The 26289-nt window shown below is 41.4% G+C and carries 29 protein-coding genes; 10 read left to right on the forward strand and 19 right to left on the reverse strand.

From position 1 onward, the window contains the following. Positions 1 to 14 precede the first annotated feature (14 nt). The 8 genes from F3G98_RS04230 to F3G98_RS04265 all read right to left on the reverse strand — a co-directional run bounded on the left by F3G98_RS04230 (position 15) and on the right by F3G98_RS04265 (position 7549). A complete protein-coding gene (locus F3G98_RS04230; protein WP_149725780.1) occupies positions 15 to 374 on the reverse strand; it encodes a hypothetical protein in 360 nt (119 codons plus the stop codon). 52 nt (positions 375 to 426) lie between these two features. After that, a complete protein-coding gene (locus F3G98_RS04235) occupies positions 427 to 1674 on the reverse strand; it encodes a ComEC/Rec2 family competence protein (RefSeq protein WP_149725781.1) in 1248 nt (415 codons plus the stop codon). A 2-nt stretch (positions 1675 to 1676) separates the two neighbouring features. Beyond that, positions 1677 to 3089, reverse strand: coding sequence for a replicative DNA helicase (locus tag F3G98_RS04240; RefSeq protein ID WP_103608804.1), 1413 nt, complete (start codon positions 3087 to 3089; stop codon positions 1677 to 1679). Between the two features lie 4 nt (positions 3090 to 3093). Continuing rightward, positions 3094 to 4152, reverse strand: a complete 1059-nt coding sequence (gene ispG / locus F3G98_RS04245) for a flavodoxin-dependent (E)-4-hydroxy-3-methylbut-2-enyl-diphosphate synthase (RefSeq protein ID WP_103573513.1) — start codon at positions 4150 to 4152, stop codon at positions 3094 to 3096. 643 nt (positions 4153 to 4795) lie between these two features. Next, on the reverse strand, positions 4796 to 6646 hold the full coding sequence (locus F3G98_RS04250) for a primosomal protein N' (RefSeq protein ID WP_149725782.1): 1851 nt from the start codon (positions 6644 to 6646) through the stop codon (positions 4796 to 4798). After that, positions 6646 to 7059 carry a type II secretion system protein gene (locus F3G98_RS04255; protein WP_149725783.1) on the reverse strand — a complete coding sequence of 138 codons (414 nt, stop codon included), beginning with the start codon at positions 7057 to 7059 and terminating at the stop codon, positions 6646 to 6648. Before F3G98_RS04255 ends, F3G98_RS04250 begins: the two co-directional genes overlap by 1 nt. Then, positions 7056 to 7292: a hypothetical protein gene (locus tag F3G98_RS04260; RefSeq protein WP_149725784.1), complete on the reverse strand. Its 237-nt coding sequence runs from the start codon at positions 7290 to 7292 to the stop codon at positions 7056 to 7058. Before F3G98_RS04260 ends, F3G98_RS04255 begins: the two co-directional genes overlap by 4 nt. 23 nt (positions 7293 to 7315) lie before the next feature. After that, the gene (locus tag F3G98_RS04265; RefSeq protein WP_103620760.1) at positions 7316 to 7549 is read right to left on the reverse strand and encodes a hypothetical protein; all 234 of its coding nucleotides are present in this window, start codon (positions 7547 to 7549) and stop codon (positions 7316 to 7318) included. Between the two features lie 125 nt (positions 7550 to 7674). Here F3G98_RS04265 and uvrB point away from each other — a divergent pair, with 125 nt between their 5' ends. Together uvrB and F3G98_RS10355 are read left to right on the forward strand one after the other, a co-directional pair. Further along, complete coding sequence (gene uvrB / locus F3G98_RS04270) at positions 7675 to 9651, forward strand: excinuclease ABC subunit UvrB (protein ID WP_103615513.1); 1977 nt, start codon at positions 7675 to 7677, stop codon at positions 9649 to 9651. Between the two features lie 490 nt (positions 9652 to 10141). After that, positions 10142 to 10315, forward strand: a complete 174-nt coding sequence (locus F3G98_RS10355; protein ID WP_180999511.1) for a hypothetical protein — start codon at positions 10142 to 10144, stop codon at positions 10313 to 10315. Positions 10316 to 10317: 2 nt separating this feature from the next. Here F3G98_RS10355 and F3G98_RS04275 read toward each other — a convergent pair whose 3' ends face one another. Together F3G98_RS04275 and F3G98_RS04280 are read right to left on the reverse strand one after the other, a co-directional pair. Beyond that, positions 10318 to 11478 carry an MFS transporter gene (locus F3G98_RS04275; protein WP_103608807.1) on the reverse strand — a complete coding sequence of 387 codons (1161 nt, stop codon included), beginning with the start codon at positions 11476 to 11478 and terminating at the stop codon, positions 10318 to 10320. Beyond that, complete coding sequence (locus F3G98_RS04280) at positions 11479 to 14019, reverse strand: translocation/assembly module TamB domain-containing protein (protein WP_103608808.1); 2541 nt, start codon at positions 14017 to 14019, stop codon at positions 11479 to 11481. Between the two features lie 168 nt (positions 14020 to 14187). Here F3G98_RS04280 and groES point away from each other — a divergent pair, with 168 nt between their 5' ends. From groES to F3G98_RS04295, 3 genes are all read left to right on the forward strand, one after another. Continuing rightward, positions 14188 to 14448 (forward strand): co-chaperone GroES, encoded by a 261-nt coding sequence (gene groES, locus F3G98_RS04285; RefSeq protein ID WP_002940431.1) that lies wholly within the window; start codon positions 14188 to 14190, stop codon positions 14446 to 14448. Between the two features lie 17 nt (positions 14449 to 14465). Then, a complete protein-coding gene (gene groL, locus F3G98_RS04290; protein WP_002940160.1) occupies positions 14466 to 16100 on the forward strand; it encodes a chaperonin GroEL in 1635 nt (544 codons plus the stop codon). Positions 16101 to 16228: 128 nt separating this feature from the next. After that, on the forward strand, positions 16229 to 17596 hold the full coding sequence (locus tag F3G98_RS04295; protein WP_149725785.1) for a phosphomannomutase/phosphoglucomutase: 1368 nt from the start codon (positions 16229 to 16231) through the stop codon (positions 17594 to 17596). Positions 17597 to 18055: 459 nt separating this feature from the next. Here the strand turns inward: F3G98_RS04295 and F3G98_RS04300 are convergent, their stop codons facing one another. From F3G98_RS04300 to F3G98_RS04315, 4 genes are all read right to left on the reverse strand, one after another. After that, positions 18056 to 18913, reverse strand: a complete 858-nt coding sequence (locus F3G98_RS04300) for a cysteine ABC transporter substrate-binding protein (protein WP_009293645.1) — start codon at positions 18911 to 18913, stop codon at positions 18056 to 18058. Between the two features lie 90 nt (positions 18914 to 19003). Then, on the reverse strand, positions 19004 to 19741 hold the full coding sequence (locus F3G98_RS04305; RefSeq protein ID WP_149725786.1) for an amino acid ABC transporter ATP-binding protein: 738 nt from the start codon (positions 19739 to 19741) through the stop codon (positions 19004 to 19006). Position 19742: 1 nt separating this feature from the next. Continuing rightward, the gene (locus F3G98_RS04310; protein WP_149725787.1) at positions 19743 to 20411 is read right to left on the reverse strand and encodes an amino acid ABC transporter permease; all 669 of its coding nucleotides are present in this window, start codon (positions 20409 to 20411) and stop codon (positions 19743 to 19745) included. Then, on the reverse strand, positions 20398 to 21051 hold the full coding sequence (locus tag F3G98_RS04315) for an amino acid ABC transporter permease (protein ID WP_149725788.1): 654 nt from the start codon (positions 21049 to 21051) through the stop codon (positions 20398 to 20400). The genes F3G98_RS04310 and F3G98_RS04315 overlap by 14 nt, the downstream gene beginning before the upstream one ends. Before the next feature lie 109 nt (positions 21052 to 21160). Here F3G98_RS04315 and F3G98_RS04320 point away from each other — a divergent pair, with 109 nt between their 5' ends. Genes F3G98_RS04320 through F3G98_RS04335 form a run of 4 tightly spaced genes read left to right on the forward strand, consistent with a single transcriptional unit; the run spans position 21161 to position 24174 of the window. Further along, complete coding sequence (locus tag F3G98_RS04320) at positions 21161 to 21406, forward strand: CBU_0592 family membrane protein (protein ID WP_021089339.1); 246 nt, start codon at positions 21161 to 21163, stop codon at positions 21404 to 21406. Then, positions 21403 to 22371, forward strand: coding sequence for an agmatine deiminase family protein (locus F3G98_RS04325; protein WP_149725789.1), 969 nt, complete (start codon positions 21403 to 21405; stop codon positions 22369 to 22371). Before F3G98_RS04320 ends, F3G98_RS04325 begins: the two co-directional genes overlap by 4 nt. 2 nt (positions 22372 to 22373) lie before the next feature. Next, the gene (locus tag F3G98_RS04330; RefSeq protein WP_149725790.1) at positions 22374 to 23300 is read left to right on the forward strand and encodes a cation diffusion facilitator family transporter; all 927 of its coding nucleotides are present in this window, start codon (positions 22374 to 22376) and stop codon (positions 23298 to 23300) included. Between the two features lies 1 nt (position 23301). After that, a complete protein-coding gene (locus F3G98_RS04335; RefSeq protein WP_021084837.1) occupies positions 23302 to 24174 on the forward strand; it encodes a carbon-nitrogen hydrolase in 873 nt (290 codons plus the stop codon). 26 nt (positions 24175 to 24200) lie between these two features. Here F3G98_RS04335 and F3G98_RS10895 read toward each other — a convergent pair whose 3' ends face one another. The 4 genes from F3G98_RS10895 to F3G98_RS04345 form a co-directional block, all read right to left on the reverse strand. Further along, positions 24201 to 24470 carry an ATP-binding cassette domain-containing protein gene (locus F3G98_RS10895; RefSeq protein ID WP_258030398.1) on the reverse strand — a complete coding sequence of 90 codons (270 nt, stop codon included), beginning with the start codon at positions 24468 to 24470 and terminating at the stop codon, positions 24201 to 24203. Positions 24471 to 24492: 22 nt separating this feature from the next. Then, entirely contained in the window at positions 24493 to 24813 is a 321-nt protein-coding gene (locus tag F3G98_RS10900; RefSeq protein ID WP_219809572.1) for an ATP-binding cassette domain-containing protein, read from the reverse strand. Positions 24814 to 24974: 161 nt separating this feature from the next. Next, on the reverse strand, positions 24975 to 25130 hold the full coding sequence (locus tag F3G98_RS10360; protein WP_180995817.1) for a hypothetical protein: 156 nt from the start codon (positions 25128 to 25130) through the stop codon (positions 24975 to 24977). A gap of 184 nt (positions 25131 to 25314) precedes the next feature. Next, positions 25315 to 25551, reverse strand: coding sequence for a hypothetical protein (locus F3G98_RS04345; RefSeq protein WP_103608814.1), 237 nt, complete (start codon positions 25549 to 25551; stop codon positions 25315 to 25317). A gap of 14 nt (positions 25552 to 25565) precedes the next feature. Here F3G98_RS04345 and F3G98_RS10365 point away from each other — a divergent pair, with 14 nt between their 5' ends. Then, complete coding sequence (locus tag F3G98_RS10365) at positions 25566 to 25760, forward strand: hypothetical protein (RefSeq protein ID WP_181001393.1); 195 nt, start codon at positions 25566 to 25568, stop codon at positions 25758 to 25760. A gap of 49 nt (positions 25761 to 25809) precedes the next feature. On the opposite strand, the gene F3G98_RS04355 is transcribed toward F3G98_RS10365, so the two are convergent. Further along, positions 25810 to 26109 (reverse strand): ElaB/YgaM/YqjD family protein, encoded by a 300-nt coding sequence (locus F3G98_RS04355; protein WP_103599593.1) that lies wholly within the window; start codon positions 26107 to 26109, stop codon positions 25810 to 25812. Positions 26110 to 26289: the final 180 nt, after the last annotated feature.

Genomic DNA, 26289 nt, shown 5'->3' on the forward strand with positions numbered 1-26289 from the left:
TAAATTTGAGCTATTTAAGCGCCTTGCATCTTTACAAGCTGGGCGTTTAGTTGCATTATCTGAGCAAAGATAGCCCCCTTTTTGCTCTGAAGTGAGGCTACTATCTCTTTTGCGTATGGATTTTTGCTAGCACTTGCCTGCTTTATCGCAGCTTCAATCTCTTTTAGCTGTTTTTGCAGTTTTTCTAACTGCTTTTTTATGATATCAGCGCTACTCTCGCTCTCGTTATTTGTTTCGCTAACTAAATTTGAAGCGTCATGCAAGATAGCGCTTTTGTCGCTATTTTGTGAATTTTGGCTTTTTAAATTTGCTTCATCTAGCCCACTTTTGGGAGTGCTTTTGTTTAAATTTATAAAATTTGAGTTTATCTGCATCGCCTCGCCTTTAAATTTAAAAGCATATCGGCAAATTTAAATAAAACTTTGACTACAAAAAATTTAGCAAAAAGAGCAAAAACGATGCCATGCCAAAGAGTGGTGGCAAAAATGCTGCAAACTTAAATTTAACGCATAAAAGCGTGATGGCGTTATAAAGTAAAAAGACAAATGTGCTTATGTGAAGGCTGTTTGAGCTTAGCCTAAAAGCTAGCATCTTGCTTAAAATTTCATCAAAAATGCCGCCATATCCAAAGAGGTGAAGTAAAAAGCTTAGTGGATAAAATATGCCAAATAGGTAGTTTAAAGCTAGCACGCTAAGCTGCAAGAGACTAATGAGCGGGAAAAAGTAAAGCACCGCAACCTCCATCGCAAAAAAGACATATAAATTTAAAAGTAGCGAGTTAGCCAGTAGGCTAAATTTGGGCGCAAAGTATAAAAGATAGACGAAGATATAAAAGACACCAAGGCATGAAAAATAAAAGCCAACACTAAAAAGAAGCTGCGGAAATAGGGCGACGCTAAATAAAATAACGCCAAAAAGTGTGTAGAAATTTAAGATCTTTATCTTTTTGCAGATCATGTAAAAGCCAGCCACGCTCATCAAAAATGCCCGCAAAAAGCTTGCTATAAAGCCGATCATGTAAAAATAAAAGCAAAGCACCAAAAATACAGCGATCGTAAAGTCAAAAATGTAAGAGCGATATGGTAGATATCTTGTGTAAATGGGCTTAAAAACGAGCTTTAAAAGAAAAAAGCAAACCGCGCTTATGACGCCAAGGTGATAGCCGCTAATGGCGATGAGATGCGCCACACCCCAGTTTGAGACGTCATCTCTTAGCTCGCCAAAGACGTTTGTGCCAAGAAAGAGCGCTGAGAAAAGCTGCGAAATTTTAGCATTTTCGTGCTGGACGGAGATGAAATTTATAGCTCTTTGCCTTAGGCTCTCATCTCTTTTGATAACGGCTCTATCGTAGCTTGGCATGTAAAATGTGCCAGAAAGATAGTTTTTGAAACTAACGTCTATTGGCTGAACGCTAAGCGCCACTATGTCATAAAGGCTGATCTCATCTTTTTTAGAAGCGGTTGTGTAAAAGCTAAAATTTGAGGTGTCGATCCTTATTATCTGGCGCTTTTTGCCATTTTTCTCTTTGGTGAAATTTACGCTTACTTTGCCTGTGATATCTTGCTCGCCAAGCTCCATAAATGCGCTGTATTCATGAAATTTAAGCGCTAAATTTATACAAAAAATAAATAGGCAAAGCAGGAGAAAATAAAATATACGCCTGCTTTTTGGCAAATTTACTCTTTAAATTCAGTTGATTGCACTGGTGTGGTGGCGATATCGCAAAAGCGCGAGTACTGCTTTTGAAAGAGCACGTCGATAGATCCCACTTCGCCGTTTCTGTTTTTGCCAACTATTATCTCTGCGTTTTCTTGAAGCTTGTTAAAAACGTGCTCGCTTTTATACTCTTTGCCCTCGGCTGCTGCCTTGCTCTTTTTCTCGTTCTCCTCTTGCTCCAGATAGACCTCGTGTCTATATACAAAAAGGATGATGTCGGCGTCTTGCTCGATCGCGCCTGACTCTCTTAGGTCACTTAGCATAGGGCGCTTGTTCGCGCGTGCTTCAAGGCCGCGGTTTAGCTGCGAAAGTGCGATGATAGGCATATCCAGCTCGCGCGCTAGAAGCTTTAAGCCACGAGAAATTTCAGCTATTTGTATGTGGCGGTCGGCGAAGTTGTTTGTGCTCATCATAAGGCCGATGTAGTCGATGACGCAGAGTGAAATTTCAGGATGAGCTGACTTTAGCTTGCGAAGCTGCGTCCTTACTTGGTGGATATTTACGTAGCCGCTATCATGCACAAAGAGTTTAGCGTGCGAAAATTCGCTGCATGCGTGGCTAAAGTGAGCGAGCTTCTCATCGTCTAGGCTCGCTGTCATTATCTCTTGAAGTGGGATCGAGGTCTTGTCTGCTAGCATCCTCATCATGATCTGCTCTGCTGGCATCTCAAGTGAGAAAAAGACGACGCCAGCGCCACTTTTTAAAACGTGCCCCATGAAATTTAGACAAAGCGTCGTTTTACCCATGCCAGGGCGCGCTGCGATGATGATGAGATCGCCATTTTTAAAGCCTTTTATCATCTCATTTAGCTTTTTAAAGCCGGTGTTTAGTCCGATGATATCGCGCTCGTTTAGGGCAGCTTGCTTTTGCATATGCACGATCAAGCTTTTTATGATATCTTCGCTGTCTCTGATGCTGCCAGTGCCGCTGCCATCGACAAGAGAATAAAACTCCTGGCTTAGCTCATCTACCATATCGCGGCTAGCTTTGTCTTCATTTACCTTGCTTGGGATGTCGTGGGCGATCTTAACAAGGCTTCGTTTTATCGACTTTTCTTTTAGCTCGTTTGCGTATCTTTGGATGTCTATGATCGAGTTTGTGGCTAAAATGCTCGCCATGACGTTGTCATCGTAGCTCTCGCCAAGCTTGTTTTTGATAAATGTCGATGCGATAGGCACGTCGCCGTTTAGACAATCAACCATCGCTTTGTAAATTTGAGCGTGAGCTTTTAGATAAAAGTCTCCAGCCTTTATCGTGTCAAAAATTTCGCCCAAAGCGTCGTTGTTTGCGATGATCGAGCTTAGTATGGCTCGCTCCATATCAAGGTCGTAAAGGTTGCTGAATTCTATCTCGTTAAGTCTCTCTTTTGCCACTGCTTTATCCTCTGCTCTTTATCTCGTCGTCGATCTCTTGTAAAAATCTATCCACAAGCTCGCTCTCAGGCAGCCTTGCGACTACTTCGCCGTGGCGCATGATCATGCCATTTCCCTTGCCAAATGCTATGGCTACGTCTGCGCCCTTTGCCTCGCCGATAGCATTTACCACGCAGCCCATCACTGAGACGTTTAGTGGCTCTTTTATCCCTTTTGTCTTTTCTTCTACGAGCTTTACTGCTGCCATGAGATCAGCTTGTAAACGCCCACAAGTTGGGCATGAGATGATGTTTAGCCCCTCTTTTTGGCGGCCACTATCTTTTAAGATCGCCTTTGCGACTTTGATCTCCTCTTCAAGCTCGCCCGTGATGCTAACTCTCATCGTATCGCCGATGCCCTCAAGCAAAAGCCCGCCAAGTGCGATGGCTGATTTTATGGTAGCGTGAAACGCCGTGCCAGCCTCTGTTACACCTAGATGAAATGGGTAGTTTGTCTTTGGACGAAGCGCTCTGTAAGCTTGCATAGTGCGCTCGACGTCGCTTGATTTAAGTGAAATTTTAATGTCTGTAAAGTCAAAATCCTCAAGAAGCTTGATGTTGTATAAGGCACTCTCCACCATAGCCTCCACCGTGCGGCCGTAGCGGTCTTCAAACTGCTTTTCAAGCGAGCCAGAATTTACGCCTATGCGAATAGGTAAATTTCGCTGCTTGCAGGCATCAACGACTGCTTTTATATTCTTAGCGGAGCCTATGTTACCTGGATTTATGCGGATAGCATCGACAAATTCGCTAACGATGAGCGCGTAGGTGTGGTTAAAATGAATGTCTGCAACGACTGGGATTGGGGAGCTTGCGACGATCTGCTTTAGCGCGCTGGCGTCCTCTTTGTCAAAAACTGCGCAGCGCACGATGTCACAGCCTGCAAAATATAGCCTTTGTATCTGCTCTAGCGTGCCTTTTACGTCCTTTGTCTTTGAAAATGTCATCGACTGCACGGAGATCGGTGCGTCACCGCCTATTAAAACATCGCGAATTTTTATCTGTTTTGTCGGGTATCGTTGCAAAATTTTGCCTTTAAATTTTATTGGGGATTATAAGAAAAAATGGCTTTTAAAAGGCTTGAAAAATTAATAAAGTTTTTAAATGCAGGCAGTTTGCAATTAAGGCTCATGTATCGTAAATGCAAATTTTAAACTTTCATTCACCCCTAAGAGTTAGCTACTAAAATTTGGCTTCGCTTACAGCTTAGCTCAAATTTTAGAGCCGAAAATACTCGTTTAAAATTTACTTGATGATTATCTGATGATAAACCGCATGCAGTGCGCTAGCACCATTGCATGCACCTTGAACGTGCGAGGGGTTTGGGGGATTTGAAAAAGGGGGATAAGGGGACGGCTTCGTAATTCAAGTCCCCTTGTCTCCCTTTTGGATAAAAAAGAGCTTAAAAATTAAAGTCTATATTTTAAAAGTAGAAATTTATTATTTTGCAAATTTTAAAATCCCATTCACTCGCAAGAATTGACTACTAAAATTTGGCTTCGCTTACAGCTTAGCTCAAATTTTAGAGCCGAAATTACTCACTCATGAAATTTTAAAATTTACTTGGCGCTCACCTGATTTAACAAAGCAAATTTGCAAATTTTAAAACTTTGCTCACTCGCCTTAGCAACTTGCTAAATTTAAAATTTGCTTGTGTTAAATCGTCTTCTAGCTAAAATTCACCGGATCTATATCAATATCACTAAGTTCGCTTTTGCAGAGGTTTGCCGCTTTTAAAAGCATGGTGTGAGAGTTTGAGCGAAGCAGAATTTCATATCTAAATTTGCCCCCAAGATATTCTATCTGGCATTTGCCATATCCCACGATCTCGAGCTCGTCGCCCTTTAAACTTTCCAAATTTCTTACAAAATCATTTGTTGCACCCTTTGCCGTGCTCTCATCTTTGTGCGAGATAACTATGCGAAGTAGCCTAGTAAATGGCGGATAAAGAGCTTCTCTAAAAGGTATCTCATCCTTTAAAAATGCGTCGTAGTCGCTGATATAACTTTCAAAAAACTCCCTTTGTTTGCTTTGGATGATGACCCTGCCAGCTCCGTTTCTGCCAGCTCTGCCAGCTACTTGCATGGCAAGGGCAAGTGTCCGCTCTCTAGCTCTAAAATCAGGAAAATTTAAAAGCTCGTCAAAGCCCATGATGACGGCTAGCTCGACGTTGTGATAGTCATGCCCCTTGCTTAGCATCTGCGTGCCTAGCAGGATGTCGATTTTGCCGTCGTTAAATTCCTTCAAAGCCTTTACAAGCTTATTTTGCGTCGTGATCTCGTCTCTGTCAAATTTAGCGATCCTAGCGTTTGCAAACTCAGCTTGCAGCCTCTCAAGAAGCTCACTTGTACCGATCTTTTTAGCCTCTATCATCTCGCTGCCGCACTGGTGGCAGGTCTTTGGCACGGCCATTTTGTGCTCGCAGTATTGACACTTTAGCACGTTTTGCTTTTTATAGTAGCTCATGCCGATGCTACAAAATGGGCACTTTACCGTCTCGCCGCAGTTTTTGCAGACAAGATATTTGAAATTTGCCCTTGTTGGCAGGCAGATGACGGCTTGTTTTTTGTTTTCAAGCGTCTTTGCGATCTGCTCTTTTAAAATTTCGCTTATGCCAGTCTCGCTCTCGTCAAATATATAGCTCTTTTGCGACGCAAAGTATGTCCCCTTTAGGCGAAAACATTCTTGCTTGTAAAAGCTAGTGAGGCTTGGCGTGGCACTACCCAGAACTACTTGCAGGTCAAATTTGCTAGTTAAAAAGAGGGCTAGGTCTCTTGCGTTGTAGTGGGGTTTTGAGCCTGTGTTTTTGTAGCTATCGTCGTGCTCTTCGTCGATGATGATGAGTTTTAGCCTCTCAAGTGGTAAAAATAGGGCAGATCTTGCACCTGCAACAAGCCTTACCTTGCCACTTTTAATATCCTTTAAAATTTGCTCTTTTTTCTTTGGTGTGATCTTTGAGTGCCACACAGCCACAGCCTCGCCAAAGAAGCTCTCTAAGCGCTTTTGCATCTGCGGTGTGAGTGAAATTTCAGGCATCAAAAATAGCGCTTGGCCGCCTGCGTTTAAAATTTCTCTAATCTTTGCTATATAAATTTCGCTTTTGCCACTTCCCGTGTCGCCAAAGATGAGCGAGCTTTTTCGTGCGTTTATAAAATTTAGCGCTTCAAGCTGCTTTTGGCTTAAATTTGGCGCTTTAAAGTCGGTTGCGCCACTATAAATTTCATCATCAGTAAGGCTTTGTGGTTCAAATAAATTTATAGCAACGCCAAGCTCGCAGGTGTAGTAGTAGGCGATAAATTTAGCCAAAGTTGCTTGGATGTCGTTTAGCTTAATGGGTAAAATTTCATCAATAAAGCTTGTTTTAAAGCTTGGCTCATCTACTTCACGCAGGATAAAGCCAGTTAAACTTTTGCCTCTAATTTTTGCAGTGACGGCGCGAAATGGCGCAATATCTAGCTCGCTTTTATATGTGAGCGCAGCTAAATTTACCCCGCTAAATACGACCTCGTAGTATCTCATCACTCAAGGGTGCTACAAAGTCCGTCGCTGCTCGTGCAGTCAAATTCGCCAGTGTCTTTGTCGTAAGTGAAATTTGCTGTTTGTCCGTCTAGTTTGAAGGTATAAGTTGTTGCTCCAGTTTTATGCCAGCCGTTTTTTGTGCCGTTGTCTTTTACAGGCACGCTCACAACGTTTTGAAAAAGGTTACTTCCTGGGCTCTCAAGCGTATCAGGATACTTTGGAGCGCCTTTTAGGACGCTATCATTGTATTTTAGCGAGATGCCACTTTTTATGGCAGCTATTTGTGTTCTTGCGTTTGCGACTATGGCGTCGCCTCTAGTAAAGAAAAGCTTTGGTATCGCAACAGCGCTCAAGACGCCAAGTATGACGATGACAAATATAATTTCTATTAGGGTAAAAGCTCGTTTTTTCATTTATTTTCCGGTTTTAGTATCTCTTCTATATCTTTTGTGACGTCCTTTACGACGCGCAAATTTGTGTAGCTCTCGTAGCTCTTTTCGACAAAGGCGTTTATAAGCTCACGAGGCTCGATAAATTTCTTTCCCCCCATAAATTTCTGCCAGTCGCGCTCAAAAATTTCAGCAAAATCATCATCAAGCGTGATTGTATAGTCGCGAGATGATACGGTGAGCGTGATCTGTTTCATTTTTTATGCCAAAAATGCCTAGCTTATCTACCAAGGACAGCTTCGATCTTTTTCATTACATCATCAGCTTCGCTATTTTTCTTATCAAGATCCTCTTCTAGGCGCATGATCTGGTTGGTTTTTGCCTCATTTTGTGCTTTTAATGTTACGATCTCGTTACGTAGCTCTTCATTTACTCTGCAGACTTCATCGTATTTTGTGATGAGGTTATTTACTTTATCGCTTAGTGTGGTTAAGATCGCATTATCTTCAAACATAAAGGTTCCTTTAAAATAATAATTAATGCCGTATTCTAACACGCAGAGGCTAAATTCTTTTTAAAATTCTCATTTGACAAAGCACTATCTTTGCTATAAAATTCGCCCAAATTTAAAGGCGATCAATGAGTAAATTTGAAATTTCATCTAAATTTAGCCCAAGCAGCGACCAAGCAAGAGCGATAAAAGAGATAGTAAAAAGCATAAAATCAGGCAATAAATATCAAACACTTCTGGGCGTGACAGGGTCTGGTAAGACCTTCACCATGGCAAACGTCATACGTGAGCTAAATATGCCAACGCTCATCATGACACATAATAAATCCCTTGCCGCGCAGCTTTATAGCGAATTTAAGGGCTTTTTCCCAAAAAACCACGTCGAGTATTTCATAAGCTACTATGACTACTACCAGCCAGAGGCCTACATCCCAAGAAGCGACCTATATATAGAAAAGGATAGCTCAGTAAATGAGGAGCTTGAGCGTCTGCGCCTCTCTGCGACAGCTAGCTTGCTAAGCTTTGACGACGTCGTCTGCGTGGCCTCAGTCTCTGCAAACTACGGCCTTGGTAATCCAAGCGAGTATAAAGGCATGGTCGCATACCTAAACGTCGGCGATAAAATCAACCAGCGCACGCTACTGCAAAAGCTAGTGGACATGGGATACAAGCGAAACGACGTTTATTTCGACCGAGGCGACTTTCGCGTAAACGGCGACGTGGTGGACGTATATCCCGCATATTTTAACGACGAGGCGTTTAGGATCGAGTTTTTCGGCGACGAGATCGAGACGATGTATAGCCTGGACGTGCTGGAAAACAAAAAAAGACACGACCTGAAAAAATTTATCCTCTACCCGACCAGCCAGTTTATCGTGGGCGCTGATAGGCTAAAGATCGCTATGAAAGAGATCGAAGAGGAGCTTGATGTGCGCTTGAAAGAATTTAACGAGCAGGGCAAGCTAGTTGAGGCGCAGAGACTAAAGCAGAGAGTGGAGTTTGACCTTGAGATGATGGCGAGTACGGGCATGTGTAAAGGTATCGAAAACTATGCGCGCCACCTAACTGGTCAAAAGGCTGGAGAGACGCCGTACTCGATGTTTGACTACTTTGAGATAAGTGGCGAGGACTATCTGGTTATCGTCGATGAAAGCCACGTGAGTTTGCCGCAGTTTAGGGGCATGTATGCGGGTGATAGGAGCCGTAAAGAGGTGCTTGTGGAGTATGGATTTCGTTTGCCATCAGCGCTTGACAACAGGCCGCTTAAATTTGATGAGTTCATAAGCAAAAAGGCGAAATTTCTCTTTGTCTCAGCCACGCCAAACGAGTACGAGCTTGGTATCAGCCAGGGACACGTCTATGAGCAAATTTTGCGACCTACGGGGCTACTTGATCCGATCATCGAGATAAAAGATAGTGACAATCAAGTAGAAGCGCTATTTGACGAGGCAAAGGCGGTCATTGCAAGAGGTGAGCGTGTGCTAGTTACGGTGCTAACTAAAAAGATGGCTGAGGAGCTAAGCCGCTACTACATCGAGCTTGGCATAAAGGTCAAGTATATGCACTCAGACATCGACGCGATCGAGCGAAATGAGATCATTAGAGGGCTTAGAAGTGGCGAGTTTGATATGCTAATAGGCATAAATTTGCTCCGTGAGGGGCTTGACCTGCCTGAAGTGAGCTTGATAGCGATCATGGACGCTGATAAAGAGGGCTTTTTGCGCTCGACCACGAGCCTTATACAGACGATGGGGCGTGCGGCTAGAAACGTAAATGGCAAGGTGCTAATGTTTGCCAAAAAGATAACAAAATCTATGAAAGAGGCGATCGATACGACGACTGCTAGGCGTAAATTTCAAGATGAATACAACAAAGCTCACGGCATAACGCCACACTCTGCCAGCAGAAATATCGAAGAGAGCCTGCACGTCGAGGACGGTACGGAGATTTTAAGAAAAGGCGCAAATCTGGAAAAAATGCCTGCGAGCGAGCGAGCCGCGATAGTAAAAGAGCTAAGAAAGCAGATGCTTGAAGCGGCTGCGCAGCTGGAGTTTGAGAAGGCGGCGGCGTTACGTGATGAGATAGCAAAGATGAGAAAACTATAAAAAAGACAAGCCCTTTTTGTTTTATACTGCGTTGGATATCGCTTCAAACTTCGGTCACGTATCATATATACGCTCCCTCGTTTTTGCTCATCCGCCTTGTCTGAAACAAAAATTTTCTTGTCTTGATGGCTTAAATTTATTTGTTCTATCTTCGGTCGAAAATTTCTTTGTTTCTGCTTGCAGTTGCGAGCTTGCGAAGCAAAACATTTAAAATCATCACAAGAACTTTGCCTTGATGCTTCGTTGTTAAATTTAAAAATAAAAATTACTGCAAAATACCGACGCCCTAAGCGCCATGGCTTAGCTCTTTTAGTCTTTAAATTTGCCTTTATAGAGGAGCAAAAATTTTATTCTATTTGACAATGTTTGTCTAAATTTCAACTCACATCAAATTTCATCTACCAAGCAAATTTAAAGCCCAAAAAGTAAAATTCTAAAATCAGCTCTAGGGGCGAGAAATTTAACCGTGTCTCTTTAGCTTTGCGCCAAAGTGGGGCGTGCAAAGGACTGTGGCTCAGGGTTTGCCAGCTGGTGCCATTTTGAACAAAAGAGCTTGGTAAAAGCCGCAGCATTTGAGGCATCAAAAATAGGTGGCGAGATCGCTTACAATATCAGAGGTGACGGCAAGGCTATTATATACGCTGTTAGCAAGCTATTTTTGTAAATTTATATCTTGCTAACCGGCTTTAAAAAGTAGCTAGAAGCCGCGCAGATAAGCGAAACTGTGGCGATAAAGTAAAACGAGTGCGTTAGGCTAAAGATGTCAGCGATCTTGCCGATGACCGTTGCGAATATACCGCCGATTGTGATGCTAAGCCCAAGCGTTACGCCTGAGGCTAGGCCGATTTGATTTGGCAGATAAAGCTGCGCAAGGGCGATAGAGGGGCTAAAAGATAGGCTTATGCAGGTGCTCACGCAGATGGAGGCTGCGAGAAATAGCGCGTAGCTGTCGATAAAGAGCATTAGCACGACTAGTGGTGCAGCGATGCTTAGGCTTATTTTGATGAGCCTAACTAAGCCGTATCTATCAGCTAGTGCTCCGCCAAATAGCGTAGAGATCGCACCTGCAGCAAAAAACATACTTAAATTTACATTTGCAGCCTCTTTGCTAAGGCCAAAAATTTTGATGAGGTAGATGCTAAAAAATGCCGAAAAGCCAAAAGCGACGATAGAGCGTGAAAATATACACAGACAAAGCCTCAAAAATGCGCCCAGATCGTCTTTTAGGGCGCTTGTTTTTTGTGAAATTTGCTTTTTGTGACTGCCTTCTAGCGCTTTTATAAATTTGCCTTTTTTAAGGTATAAAAGTGTTAGAAAAATTTGAGGGATTATAAAGACTAGCGTCCCTTTTAGGCCAAAATTTCCCACAAAAATGGCGACTAAAATGGGGCCAACTGCAAAGCCGATATTACCACCAAATGAAAATATGCTTATACTTTTGGCTCTATTTTTGGCGTTTGAGGCGTAGTTTACGATCCTTGCAGCGCTTGGGTGAAAGAGCGCGGCGCCGATACCGCTTATCATTACGCAAAGCAAGATGAGGTAGTAGTTTGTGATAAAGCCAGTGAGGCTCATGCCCCCGCCTGCCAAAAGTAGCCCAAGCGGGATGACGTAGGGCAGCTCTTTTTTGTCGCTTAAGCGGCCGATAAGTGGCTGGATGAGTGAGCTTGCTAAATTTGTGGCAGTTACGAGCGAGGCGGCTGTGGCGTAGTCGTAGTGGTAGCTCGCGATGAAAAAAGGCAGCATCGCACCAAGCGCGCTTTGGTTTATGTCGCTACAAAAGTGCCCAAGCCCCATTAGATACTTTAAATTTTCCGCCTTTTTCATCTAAAATAGCCCTTTTAAAAGCCCCTTTAAATTTTGCTTTTCGCCGCTTGCGTCATCATCTTTGCCCAGCTTTTTGTCTAAAAATCTACCTATCTCTTTTTTGACCTTATTTTCGAGATACTGCGATCTGACGTCGTATTTTAGCTTGTCTGTCGTGCCTGAAATTTGCACGTTTAGATCGGTCTTTTCTAGCCTGCAAACAAGCGGCGCGTTAAGCATTTTTGTCGCGGTATTATAAGTGCCGTTTGCAACCTTTATATCGCTCTTTGGCGAGCTTAAATTTACGTTAAAAACAACATTATCGCCCTTTATATCGCCGTAAATTTTGCCATCTTTGTAAATTTCTTTTGTGATATCCTTGCCGGTGAAGATTTTGATGTTGTTTGTGAGATTTGTGCTGGCTAGGTGACCTTCTTTTAACAAGATGTCAAATTTGCCGAGCTTTTGCTTTGTTTCGTAGTCAAATTTAGCATCGCCGTTGCCATCATAGAGATGCTCTAGCCCCAAAGTCTGCGTTAGTCCTTTGACTTCAAAGTTTTTTAGCACCGCATCAAGCGTGCCACCTTTGTAGTTTGCCTCTAGTTTGCCCTTAAATAGATCATCTGAAGTGGCTTTTACGCTTAGATCATCCACTTTGCCATTTGCCGTTACGAGGGCTGCAAATTTACCGTGAAGCTCGCGACCAGCTAAAAATGCAAGCTTATTTAGCTCTGAAACCACCGTTTGAAGCTTTAAGCTTAGCGTGCTTTTACCCACGTCAAAACTGCCGTCTATGTCCTTTATATCAGCTAGCGAGCTAAGAAAGTCGCCACTAAATTTTGCTATGTCGCCTTTATAGTCTAGGTTCAAATTTGAGCTAAATTTCTCGTTTTCTGGGAATTTTTTATCAAGCATTTTACTAAGTGCTGCAGCGTTAAATTTGCCATCATTTAAAGCAATAGTTGCGGCTATACTTGGGCTTTTGCTAAAGATATTTTGCCCCTTTGCTTGGACATTTGTCTTAGCGTTTGCTAGCCTATCGTTGCCGCTAAGTGCTAAAATTTCTCCTAGCTGCGCCTCTTTTAGGCTAAGATCAAGATTTTCATTTTTTATGGTGGCGTTTAGCTTGCCAGCAAAGGCATCGCCGCCTAAATTTAGCTCATCTATCTTGCTTGCTTTAACCTTCACATCGCCCGCAAGCGCCATCTTTGAGCCCACCTCAAAGCCACTAACCGCTTTAAATTTCTCAGGGTCGCTAATAAGCAGGGCAAATTTGCTAAAAATTTGGCTGTTTTTTAGGTCAAAAACGCCCTTTACATCCTTTAGCTCGCCAAGGTCGCTAAGCACGTTTGCGTCAAAATTTACAAGCTCACCTTTTGCGGTGGCACCGCCTTTTAGCTCAAATTTAGCCGCATTTTTAAGCTTTGCAAGACCATTGTCTATAAGACCGTTTTTTATCTCAAATTTAGCCTCGCCTGCAAGCTTTTTTAGCTCATCAAAGTCGCTAAAATTTGCGTTTAAATTTATCTGTCCGTCTGCGTAGCTAGGCTGCAAAGCAAGCGCTAAAAGCTCTTTTAGCTTGATATTTGCGGCATTTAGGATTAAATTTTTACTATCAAAATTTGCATTTATCTTGCCGCCAAGGCCGCTTATCTCAGCCTTTAGGTTTTTAAGGGCATTTTCTTGCATTGTAATTTCGCCGTTTGCATCCACAGCGCCACTTAGTTGCTCTCCTAAGAGCTTGCCAAAAAGGGCAAGATCAGGCACATTTAGAGAAAAGTCGCTCTTTAAATTTTTGCTAGCTAGATCATAAGTCGTCTCGTTTGCTTTTAAAGTGGCTTCAGGTGCGATGATAAGGGTTTTTGCGCTCACTTTTTCATTTGCAAATTTAGCATTTACGCCACCTTTAAAGCTTATGTCTTTTGCTAAATTTAGCCCAAATTCGTTTTTAAGAATTTCTTTGTTTATCGCTGCATCGCTTGCTAAAATTTGAGCGTTTATGATGGGCTCATTTTTCTCATCAACTCCTTGCATATTGCTCGTTAGATCAAGTTTTCCGCTAGCTAAATTTGGCTTTTGCGCAAGAGCTGATATCTCAGAAAGCTCGATATTTTTAGCGTCAAGATTTAGAGCTTTTGGCAGGTAGTCTTTTAAATTTGCGTTTAAATTTATGTTTGAGCCAAGCGCCGTGCCAGTTGCCGTTAGTTTGAAGTCACTAAATTTACCAGACACGTTTGCTTTAAGCGCGATGTCTTTTTTTAGACCAAGCTCGCTAGCCTTTGCCTTGTCGGCATTTATATCCATGTTTAAGCTCATACTTTGAGCAAGCAAGGATAGATCGCCATTTACCTTTAAATTTATGGCATTCATCACGGTCGCCTCTAAATTTAAGGTGCTAAGACCAAGGTTAAACTCTTTAAATTTGACATCTATACCACGAGCTAGCGCCTCTTTTTCTATTTTGCTGGCTATAAATTTATTGCCAAAAGAGCTAAAGATAAAGCCAAAGATGCAAGCTACTATGAGCACAAGCGCGCCAACTATGTAAGCTACTTTTTTCATAAAATTCCTTTATATTAGTTTTACATATCATAAAACTTTAGTCACTTAGACTAAAGTTTTTAATAAAATTCACTATAAATTATTGACTTTTTCAGAAAAAAATGCTAGGATTTCATCACTCAAAAATAAAGAGTGCTAAAAAAGACAATTAAACTAAAAGGATGAACAATGAACTTTCAACCATTAGGCAAGCGTGTCCTAGTCGAACGCGTAGAAGAGACAAAGACGACAGCTTCGGGCATAATTATACCTGATAACGCAAAAGAAAAACCTTTAAGCGGCGAGGTAAAAGCAGTTGGTGCTGAAGCTGAGGGCGTAAAAGTTGGCGAAAAAGTAGTATTTGCTAAATACGCTGGCACTGAGGTAAATTTAGATGATAAAACATATCTTGTTTTAAACATCGACGATGTTTTAGGCGTGATTAAATAATTTAAAAAGGAAAGACAATGGCAAAAGAAATTTTTTACTCTGATGATGCAAGAAATCGCCTATACGAGGGCGTAAAAAAACTAAATGACGCTGTAAAAGTGACAATGGGACCAAGAGGCAGAAATGTCCTTATCCAAAAGAGTTTTGGCGCTCCAAACATCACAAAAGACGGCGTTAGCGTGGCTAAAGAGGTTGAGCTAAAAGATACTATCGAAAACATGGGTGCAAGCCTAGTTAGAGAAGTAGCAAGCAAGACAAACGACCAAGCAGGCGACGGCACTACAACAGCGACTGTGCTAGCTCATGCGATATTTAAAGAGGGTCTTAGAAACGTAACTGCTGGCGCAAATCCTATCGAAGTAAAACGCGGCATGGATAAAGAAGTAGCAGCACTAATAGATGCACTAAAAAACATCTCTAAAAAAGTTTCTGGCTCAAAAGAGATCGCTCAGATCGCTACTATCTCTGCTAACTCAGACGAGAGCATCGGCAAGCTTATCGCTGATGCGATGGAGAAAGTCGGCAAAGACGGCGTCATAACAGTAGAAGAGGCAAAGTCTATCCAAGACGAGCTAAGCGTTGTTGAGGGTATGCAGTTTGACCGCGGATATCTAAGCCCATACTTCATCACAAACCCTGAAAAGATGCAAGTTGAGCTAAGCAATCCATTTATATTATTATTTGACAAGAAGATCACAAATTTAAAAGACTTGCTCCCAGTGCTTGAGCAAGTACAAAAGAGTGGCAAACCACTTCTAATCATCGCTGAAGATATCGAGGGCGAGGCACTTGCAACGCTTGTTGTAAATAAACTTCGTGGCGTGCTAAACATCTCAGCTGTTAAAGCTCCTGGCTTTGGCGATAGAAGAAAAGCGATGCTTGAAGATATCGCTATCTTAACAGGTGGCGAAGTTATCAGCGAAGAGCTAGGCAGAACACTTGAGAGTGCCACTATAAACGACCTTGGACAAGCTTCAAGCGTAGTTATCGACAAAGATAACACTACTATCGTAAATGGTGCAGGCGAGAAGTCAGCGATCGACGCTAGAATAACTCAAATAAAAGCTCAAATCGCTGAGACTACAAGCGACTATGACAAAGAAAAACTTCAAGAGCGCCTTGCAAAACTAAGCGGCGGCGTGGCAGTTATAAAAGTAGGTGCTGCGACTGAGACTGAGATGAAAGAGAAAAAAGACCGCGTAGATGACGCTCTAAGCGCTACTCGTGCAGCTGTAGAAGAGGGCATCGTAGTAGGTGGCGGTTCGGCTCTTATCCTCGCTTCAAAGAGTGTAAATTTAAATTTACAAGGTGACGAGGCAATCGGTGCTGAAATCGTTAGAAGAGCGCTTCGTGCTCCACTTCGCCAAATCGCTGAGAACGCTGGCTTTGACGCAGGTGTAGTAGCAAACGCAGTTGAGACAAGCAAAGATGCAAATTTTGGCTTTAACGCTGCAACTGGCGAATATGTAAATATGTTTGAAGCTGGCATCATCGACCCAGTTAAAGTTGAGAGAGTTGCGCTTCAAAACGCTGTTAGCGTGGCTAGCTTGCTACTAACAACTGAAGCAACTATCAGCGAGATAAAAGAAGAAAAAGCAATGCCTGCAATGCCTGACATGGGCGGAATGGGTGGCATGGGTGGCATGATGTAGCAGCCCTTTTCGAGCTAGAGCTTTCTAGCTCGAATTTAAATTTTAACCTCACTAAATTTATAAAATTATTTACTCCTTTTTAAATTTATTCTTGTATCATTTTTGCATTCTTTTAGGGAGAATTTACAATGAAATATGATGAAATTTTTAGAGAATACGACATCCGCGGCATCTTTGAAAAAGACTTGACAGAGGACAGCGTCAAGGCTATAGGGCTTGCTTTGGGTAAGAAATTTAACGAATTTGGCGTAAAAACTTTAAGCGTTGGTTTTGATGCAAGGCTAAGTGCTAGCACGCTTTTTAGGTATCTGCTAAGTGGACTAAACAAGGCTGGGGGCTTTAAAATTTATAACATCGGCTTGCTACCAACTCCTGTTGGCTACTTTAGCGTTTATGCTGATTATTTTGACGCAAACATCATGATCACGGGCTCTCACAATCCAAAAGATTATAACGGCTTTAAGATCACTATCAAAAAGGATAGTTTTTTTGGCAAAGATCTGCAAATTTTAAAAGATAAAGTCAATGAAATAATCGCCTCAAATTTAGAGATCGCAGACGATGAGAGCTGTGGGGAATTTAATATCTTAGAAAAATACGTTGAGTTTTTTGTAAAAGAATTTAGCGAGCTTAAAAATTTCAAAAAGCCTTTTGTTATAGACTGCGCAAATGGCGCTGTTGGCGTGAGCTTGGTGCCTATCGTCAAGGCACTTGGGCTAAATGCGAAAATTTTATATGAAGATCCAGACGGAAATTTCCCAAATCACCATCCAGACCCAAGCGAAAAAGAGAATTTAAAAGAGCTATTTTCGCTCATTGAAAAGAAGGAATTTGACCTTGGATTTGGCTTTGACGGAGATGGTGACAGGATCGCGGTTATAACGCCAAAAAGAGATATAAAAGGCGATGAGCTAGCATATCTTTATGCGCTAAATATGAAACATCCAAAGGTGCTTGGCGAGGTAAAATGCTCACAAAATATGTATGATGAAATCGCCAAGATCGGCGAAGTTTTCATGGGTAAGACTGGTCATAGCAACATCAAAAAAATGATGAAAGAGCTAAACGTAGATCTCGCGGCTGAAGTGAGCGGTCATATCTTCTTTAAAGAGCGCTATTTTGGCTTTGATGACGCGCTTTATGCGATGATGAGGGTGCTTGAGCTAGTTCACAAGGGCTTTGACCTTGACGGCGAGCTTGATAAGATGCCGCTTGTCTTTAGCACCGATGAGATCAAGATAAAGACGACTGACGAGGCTAAATTTAAGATAGTTGCTAAGTTAAAAGAGTGCGTGAAAAATGAAGGCTGCGACCTGCCAAAGATAAAAAATATCATCGACATTGATGGTATAAGGATTCAGTTTGAAAATGGCTGGGCGCTTGTGCGTGCGTCAAATACAACGCCAGTTATCGTCACTAGATTTGAGGCAAAGAGCAAGGAATTTCTTGCAGAGATCGAGCAAAAAGTGACAAATTTACTAAAGAGCTTGATGTAGCCAATAAAAGCATTTTGGGTTAAATTTACTCCAAAATGCTTTTTAAAATTTTATTTAAGTATTCAAAAACTAGGTTTTATTTTTTCATTATTTTACGAATTTTTCTCTGTATAGATATCATTTAGAAGCTTTAAACAATTGCCATATTTTAAATTTATTAGATAGATCACCCGCGCAAGTTAAATCCGCAAGTAGCCTATCTCGTTTGGTATTTTTTAAAAACAAGCTTATTATCGCAAGGCTCGTGCTCGTTTAAAACCAAGGTGTGTAAGATCGCTCGTTATGAATTTTAAAACAGTCTCATTTGCTGACAAAAATTTTAGAAACATTATCGTAAATTTACATGCTAGCTTGCTGCCAAGAATTACAAAACTGTCGTCATGGATTTTAAAGTGATATCACTGCTGAAAAATTGTTAAATTTAAAAAGATAAATGGCGTAAAGATTACGCCATTAAATTTAGAGTTTGCCGCCTTCGACGACTAGAGATTCAGGATTTACGCTGTCGCCATAGATTGGTTTTAACGTTGCGTCATAGTCTTTGTGGAAGAAATTTTCTTTTCCAAGCTCAATTATCTCGTTATTTAGCCACTCAAGCAAGGCTTTGTTACCTTTTTTAACAGCTGGAGCTATCACATCTACATCACCAAGTGCTTCAACGCCAACGACAAAGCCAGGAGTCTCTTTCGCCCAGGCAAAAAGTAGGGCATTATCATGCGCTAGAGCCGCACCCCTTTTATCAACCAAAGCTGCGAAAGTTTCGGTGTTTTGATCATACTTTAAAAGCTTGATATCAGGATAATTTTTTGTAAAAAATGCGTCTGCGGTTGTGCCTTTATTGACGATTAATGTCTTGTCTTTTAGCTCATCGACGCTCTTTATCACAGCACCTTCTGGGCTAACGATGCCAAGTGAGACCTTCATATATGGAAGCGCAAAATCAACAACTTGCGCGCGCTCAGGCGTCTTTGTAAAATTTGCAAGCGTGATATCGACCTTGTCAGCTGTGAGCACTTCGACCCTGCCAGCAGCCTCGACTAGCTCAAATTTAACCTTGCTCTCATCGCCAAGCAGGTCTTTTGCGATGCGTTTTGCAAAGTAGATGTCATAGCCTTGGTTTTTGCCGTCTTTATCGACGTAGCCAAACGGCGGTTTGTCGCTGAAAACGCCTATCCTTATATATCCACGCTCTTTGATCTTTGCGATCGTATCAGCTTGGTTTGAAGCGGCTGCTTTGTCCGCACCTTTGTCATCACCACAACCCGTTAGAAAGACGGTAGCGACTAATGCTAATAAGAAAAATTTAAATTTTCTCACTCTTTCTCCTTTGAAAAATTTAGTAAATAAGAGCGACCAAATCTCGCTCTAAACGCATTTTGAAAAACGGCAAATTATCTCTTATTTTTTCTAAAACGAGAATAAATTTAGAAATTTCTTCGCTCGCTCGCTCTTTGGATTAGTAAAAAACTCCTCTGGCTCGCTGATCTCCACGATCGCTCCAGCGTCCATAAATACGATCTTATTTGCAACCGCTCTTGCAAAGCTCATCTCGTGAGTGACTATTAGCATCGTCATGCCATCTTTGGCTAAATTTAGTATCACATCAAGCACTTCTCTAACGATCTCAGGATCGAGCGCAGCCGTAACCTCGTCAAATAGCATGATCTCAGGGTTTAAGCAAAGGCTTCTAACTATTGCTATGCGCTGTTTTTGACCGCCGCTTAGCTCCTTTGGATAGGCAAATTTCTTATCAAGTAGCCCAACCTTGCTTAGCCACATATCAGCCGTTTTTTCAGCCTCGGCTCTATCTCTTTTTTGCACCTTTAAAGGTCCAAGAAGGACGTTGTCTATAACGTTCATGTGATCAAATAGCTCGTAGCTTTGAAAGACCATGCCGACTTTTTGGCGGATCCTTTGCCACTCATTAAATTTAGCATCTATCACTTCGCCGTCTATGACGATCTCGCCGCTTGCTATGCTCTCAAGGCCGTTTATGCATCTAAGTGTTGTGCTCTTGCCACAGCCTGATGGTCCAAGAAGCACGACCACTTCGCCACTTTTTACCTCTAAGCTTATATCCTTTAAGGCGTGAAGCTCTCCATAAAATTTGTTTATTTTTTTAAGTTCTAAGATATTTTCGCTCATTTTAGCTCCATTTTTCTTCTAGTTTTTTCGATAGTTTTGAGACTGGATAGCAGATCGCAAAATATAAAAAGAATATGAGCGTGTATATCCAAAATGGCGCCATAGGATTTGTAAATACATTTCGCTCGATGATCTGCTGACCGACTTTGACCACCTCTACAACGCCGATTAGCACGACGATAGAGGTCGTTTTTATCATACGGCTTAGTAAATTTACAGCTCCAGGCACCAGCCTTCTTGTGGCAAGTGGGATGATGACATAAAAGTAAATTTGAAATTTGCTAAGTCCTAGCGAGGCGGCTGACTCAAACTGGTGCTTTGGTATCGATGTGATCGCTCCTCGCACGATATCCATCATCTCAAAAACGCCCCAAAGGCTAAAGACGATGAGCGAGGCGGTAAATGCTGAGATATGAATATCAAAAGCCTTGCTAACGCCAAAGTAAAATAAAAATAGCCAGACGATCTGAGGCATGATACGAACGATCTCGAGGCAAATTTTTAAAACAAGATATATAAATTTGTTTTTCATACTCATCAAAACGCCAAGTATGAGGCCGCCGATGACGGAGATGGTGATAGAGATGAGTGAAATTTCAGTGCTTACTACAAGACCTTCAAGTAGCCTTAGTAAATTTTGCGTGTCAAATAATATACTAACTCCTTGCATTTCTCACCCTTTTTTCGACGTAGCTAAGCGCCAGCGAGACTGGCAAGATGATGATGAGATAGCTAATAACCAGCATAAAAAGCGCCTCGTCTGTCTTGTAGTAAAGTCCGATGAGATCCTTTGCGACGTAGACTAGATCAGCAAGGGCTACGATGCTGACGATACTTGTCTCTTTTAGTAAAAATATGACGTTTGCGCTGATACTTGGCAATGCCACGCTAAAGGCCTGTGGCAAGATGACATATCTTAGGAGCTGGTTTTTGCTAAGGGCGATACTAAGTCCTGCTTCTATCTGCGACCTTCTAACCGCCTCAAAGCCAAGTCTAAAGCTCTCGCTCATGTAGCTGCCACCAAGAAAGCTAAGCCCCACGACCGCACAGGTAAAGCCGCTCATCGACACTCCAAGCTTTGGCAAGCCGTAGTATAAAAAGAAGAGCTGGATAAGAAGCGGCGTGTTTCTTGAAAGCTCAACGTAACAATCAACGAGCTTTGAGAGAAATTTTAGCTTGTAAAATTTCACAGCCATGCAAAAAATGCCTATCAAAATAGAAAAAACGATCCCCAAAAAGGCGATCTGGCAGGTGAGAATCCCAGCCTTTACAAAAAGGGGGTAAAATTTCTCAATAAACTCAAAATCCATAAACTTTAATCCAATCTGAAAAATGGAGTTATTTTATCCCATAATCATAAATTTAAAACTAATTAGATATGATCACGCTTTAAATTTAAGCTTACAAAAAGGATAAAATTTGATCGATCTTTTTCAGATCATCGGTTTTTTAGGGATGATTTGTATCGTTATGGGCTACTTTTTACTTCAGATCGGCCGCCTAAATAGCCGCGATCTAGCCTACCAGATAATAAATTTAGCAGGTGCGGTGCTGCTCATCATTTCGCTTTTTGTGCACTTTAACCTCGGCTCATTTTTGATAGAGGTCTTTTGGATAATCATTACGATATATGGAATTTATAAAATTTACAAGGAGAGAGCGTGAGAGCGTATGCAGAATGGGAAGAGCAGGAACTTTTGTTTTTATCGCTGCCACATAGTAAGAGCGACTGGGAGCCTTATTTAGAGGAGATTTTGTTGGGTTATGAGGAGCTTGTGGCTGCTGTTACGCCCTTTGAAAAGGTGGTGCTCATCTGCCCTGATGAGGCAAATTTTACTAGGTTTAAGAAATTTAAAAATGTTGAGTTTGTAAAGCTTGAAACTGATGATACTTGGATCAGAGACTACGGTATGATCGACGTTTGCACCAAGGACGGCATAAAGAGTTATGACTTTAAATTTAACGCTTGGGGCGGTAAATTTAAGAGTTCAAAAGATGATGCGATAAATTTAGAGCTAGCTAAAATTTACAAAACTAAGCTTGAGTCAGTTGATATGATACTAGAGGGTGGAAGCGTCGAGTTTAACGGAGATGGCGTGCTTTTAACCACCTCAAAATGCCTACTAAATGAAAATAGAAACAAAGCACTTAGCAAAGAGCAGATCGAGGAGAAGCTTAAAAATTTATTTGGCTTAAAGCGTATCATCTGGCTCGAAAATGGCTTTATAAAAGGCGATGACACAGATAGTCACATCGACACTTTAGCGCGTTTTATCACACCTGATACTATCGCTTACGCAGCTTGTGATGACAAGAGTGATGAGCACTTTGATGAGCTTAAAAGAATGGAAGATGAGCTTAAAAAAACTGGCTTTAAGCTGCTTGCTCTGCCACTTCCTAAGCCTAAATTTTATGAGGGCAAAAGACTTGGCTGCACCTATGCAAACTTTATCTTTATAAATGGTGCGCTAATCGTGCCAACATATAACGACGAGAACGATGAAAAGGTGCTAAATTTACTTGCCAAGGCACTGCCAGACAGAAAGATCATCGGTGTAAATTCACTAGTTTTTGTCCGCCAAAATGGCTCGCTTCACTGCTCAAGCCAAAATAGATACAAAAGGGCTTAGGTTTGGGAAGTCCGTTTGATTATGAGTTTAACCGCATAAATAAGCAGGAGTGCACGCAGGGCGAAAATAAGGCCGTCATCGCAGCAGGAGCTTGCGCCTTTTTGCTCGCACTTGTGAAATTTGCGGCGGGACTTTTTAGCGGTTCGGTCGCGGTGCTTGGCTCAGCGATAGACTCGATGCTTGATTTTATCGTCTCGCTTTTAAATTTATTTGCGCTTAGAAAGTCAAGAAAGCAAGCTGATGAGAAATTTAACTTTGGCTATACAAAGCTAGAGGCCTTAGCAGCGCTATTTGAGTGCGTCATCATCGTGCTGGCGGCAGGATATATATTTTATGAGAGCGTTAAGAAATTTAGCGAGCCAAATTTAGAGATAGACCTTGGCTTAAGCCTTGGCGTGATGGTATTTTCGGTAGTTATGACGCTATGTTTGGTGCTATTTTTAAACCAAATTTCTAAAAAAAGTGGCAACCTTATCATAAAAGCAGACGCTCTGCACTATAAGATCGACCTTTTTAGCAACCTAGCAGTCATCATCTCGCTGCTTATCATTAAATTTAGCGGATTTGTGATGATAGATGCGATCTTTGGCATCGTGATAAGTGGCTACATCGCTCAAAGCGCCATAAGCCTTGGCAAAGACGCCCTTGGTGTCTTGCTAGATCACGCAGCAAGCCCTGAAGTCACAGCTGAGATCATCAAGATGATAAAAGCAAAGAATAGAATTTCAGACTTTCACTATCTAAACACAAGACAGAGCGCAAATACCATATTTTTAACGCTGCATTTAGTTTTTGACAAAGATATCTCGCTTTACGACGCGCACGAGGTGGCCGACTCGCTTGAAGCTGAGATAAGAGAGAAATTTAAGGAATTTTCGTGGCAGATAACCACGCATTTAGACCCATATAACGACAAAGAATGGAGATGAGATGAAAGTAGCACTACTTCAACAAGAATTTAAAGGGACAAAAGAGGCGACTATCGCAAAGACGCTTGAGCTAATAGCTGAGGCAAAAAAAGGAGGTGCTGATCTAGTTGTCTGCCAAGAGCTGCACCAGACGCAGTACTTTTGCCAAAGCGAGGATACAAATTTCTTTGACCACGCAAACGACTGGCAAGAGGACGTCGCTTTTTGGGGCAGGGTGGCAAAAGAAAATGGCGTTGTTTTGGTCACTTCGCTCTTTGAAAAGAGGGCTGACGGACTTTATCACAACACCGCCTTTGTCTTCGAGCGTGACGGCAGCGTGGCTGGCAAATACAGAAAAATGCACATTCCTGATGACCCTGGATTTTACGAGAAATTTTACTTCACGCCTGGTGACATTGGCTTTGAGCCAGTTGAAACTAGTCTTGGTAAGCTTGGCGTTTTGGTTTGCTGGGATCAGTGGTATCCAGAGGCAGCAAGGCTAATGGCGCTAAAAGGGGCGAAAATTCTCATCTATCCAACGGCTATTGGCTGGTTTGAGGGCGATAGTGAGGATGAAAAGTCAAGACAGCTTGAAGCGTGGGTGGCGGTGCAAAGAGGCCACAGCGTGGCAAATGGTCTGCCAGTGGTCGCAGTAAATCGCGTGGGCTTTGAAAAAGATGATAGCGGCGTGATGGATGGGATTAAGTTTTGGGGAAATAGCTTTGTTTTTGGGCCTCAAGGTGAGCAGCTTTTCCGCGCAAATAGCACAGATGAGCTTTGCAAAATCGTTGAAATAGACATGAAAAGAAGTGAAGAAGTGCGCAGAATTTGGCCATTTTTAAGAGACCGCAGGATCGACGCCTACGCAAATATCACAAAGAGATTTATCGACTAAATTTATAGCTAGAATTTCTAGCTCTTTTAAAATGTAAATTTCTTATCCACTATGCGGACTATCCTGCCGCCAAGCCTTTTTGTCTGCTCTTCGTTGTGCGTGGTGATGATGATCGTATATCTTTGCGACAGGCTTTTTAAAAGCTCCTCTACGATCAAGACATTTTTCATATCAAGCGATGAGCAAGGCTCGTCAAGCATAAGTACTTCAGGCTTTGTAGTTAGCATCCTTGCGATGCAAAGTCTTTGCTTTTGACCGCCTGAGAGTTTGCTAGCTGGCATATCAAGGTCATTTATCTCATCTAGTAAATTTACGCTTTTAAGTAGCTCCTCTACTCTTTTTTTGCTTGTCTTTTATGCTGCCCTCGTAAAATTCCATCGCATAGGTCAAATTTCTTTCTACGCTAAAGGGAAAGAGCGTGGCGTCTTGAAAGAGTATGGCTAGCTTTCTTCTTAGCCAAATTTCGCCCTTATCTTTGATATTTTGGCCTTTAAATAAAATTTCTCCGCTATATCTGCCGCCTTTTTGCTCCAAAAAGCCATTTAGCGCTGAAAGAAATGTTGATTTGCCACATCCTGAGCTACCCATTAGGCAGATGATCTTGTTTTGGGTGACGTTTAAATTTAGACCTTTTAAAATTTCATTCTCTTGTTGTAAATTTTTGGCTTTTAAAGAAGACTATAAATATGATTATATAAAAGAAAGATAAAATATAATAGGAAAAATTGTATGGGTCGAACTATTGAATTTCAACCCACTGGATAATGAATTAATATCTACGTTTAAATTAAAAACAAAAATTATTCTGTTTTGTCTTTAACGTAGGTAGCACCTTTGTTAACTTTGTCTTTTGACCACTCGACTGCATTGCCAGTATCTTCTTTGGCACCATGCCAAGTATTAGAACAGCCAACCATAAAAAAGGCAGCGCACAACAGTGTTAGAAAATAACGCATATTTACTCCTTTGTTTTTAAGAGATGGCGCTTGGGCAGAATTTGGCAATCTTTTATGCCTTAAACGGTTTTCAAGATCTTCGCTTTCAGCAACACGGTCATCTCTTGAAATTATATAGCTAATTATATCTAAAATTTATTAATTTTTTTATCAAAAGTAAGAAAAGAGTATAAAAAATTAGTTTTTATAGAAATTTTCTTAAGGTAGGTATTATAAAATTTTTATCTATTATTGATATCAAGGCCTGCTTAATATTGCCTCGATTGATTAGGCTGAGTTCTGTTGAAAAGTTTGGTAATGGATCATTTAGTAATAAATTTAGCTTAGCCTCTTCGAGTTTTAGCTTTTTTTTATCTGTGTTTTTGTTCTCTAGCATCGATACTACTATTCTTAGCCTTTCTTTTGTTATATCACTTTGCACGGAATACCTTGTATATGATAAATGAAGATAAAAAAGCCACAGCAGAGCAGGCAAAATACGCCCAAATTTCCCCAATAGTTTTTTCAAGGAGCGTGTGCAGGCCTAACAAAAAGAATACTAAGCCTATGATGAAAATCACACCCACAATTATATTGAGTACAACTGAATTGGCACTCTTTAAAAAAGAGCACCTAATATCGTCAGCTTGAGCATCTATAAGCTCAACCACGGATACTATAAATTCAGATATGCTCGCCATTATTTTTTTAATAACCAGGCAGCTAAAAATCCAACGCCTGCAGCAATAGCAATGCTTTTAATCGGATCTTCTTTTATTGCGTCGTTTACGTTCTCTATGCCGTCTTTGCCTTTTGATTTTAGATCATCTATGTATTTTTTGATCTCATCGATATTTAGTTGGTCTAAAATTTTATCTTTAGCGGATTCCGCACGCTCTGCACCCATATCTTTGATAGATTTTATAACATCTTTAAAATCTGCTTTCAAAGAATCTAAGTCTTTTTTTAAAGACTCTAAATTTACCTCTTGAGTAGCCATTAGGACTCCTTTATTAATATTGTTTTGAGCTGAAGTTCTCGTATAATTATATATGATGTTACTTAATGGTTAATAAATTTAGCAATTCAAATAATCTCATTGGTGGTATGATGCTATTCTATGTTCCGTTAATAACTAAAAGTCACCATAAGGTATTCCGATATCCTTTCAAAATTCTTA

The organism is Campylobacter concisus (genome assembly GCF_902460895.1).
GTDB lineage: Bacteria > Campylobacterota > Campylobacteria > Campylobacterales > Campylobacteraceae > Campylobacter_A > Campylobacter_A concisus_BC.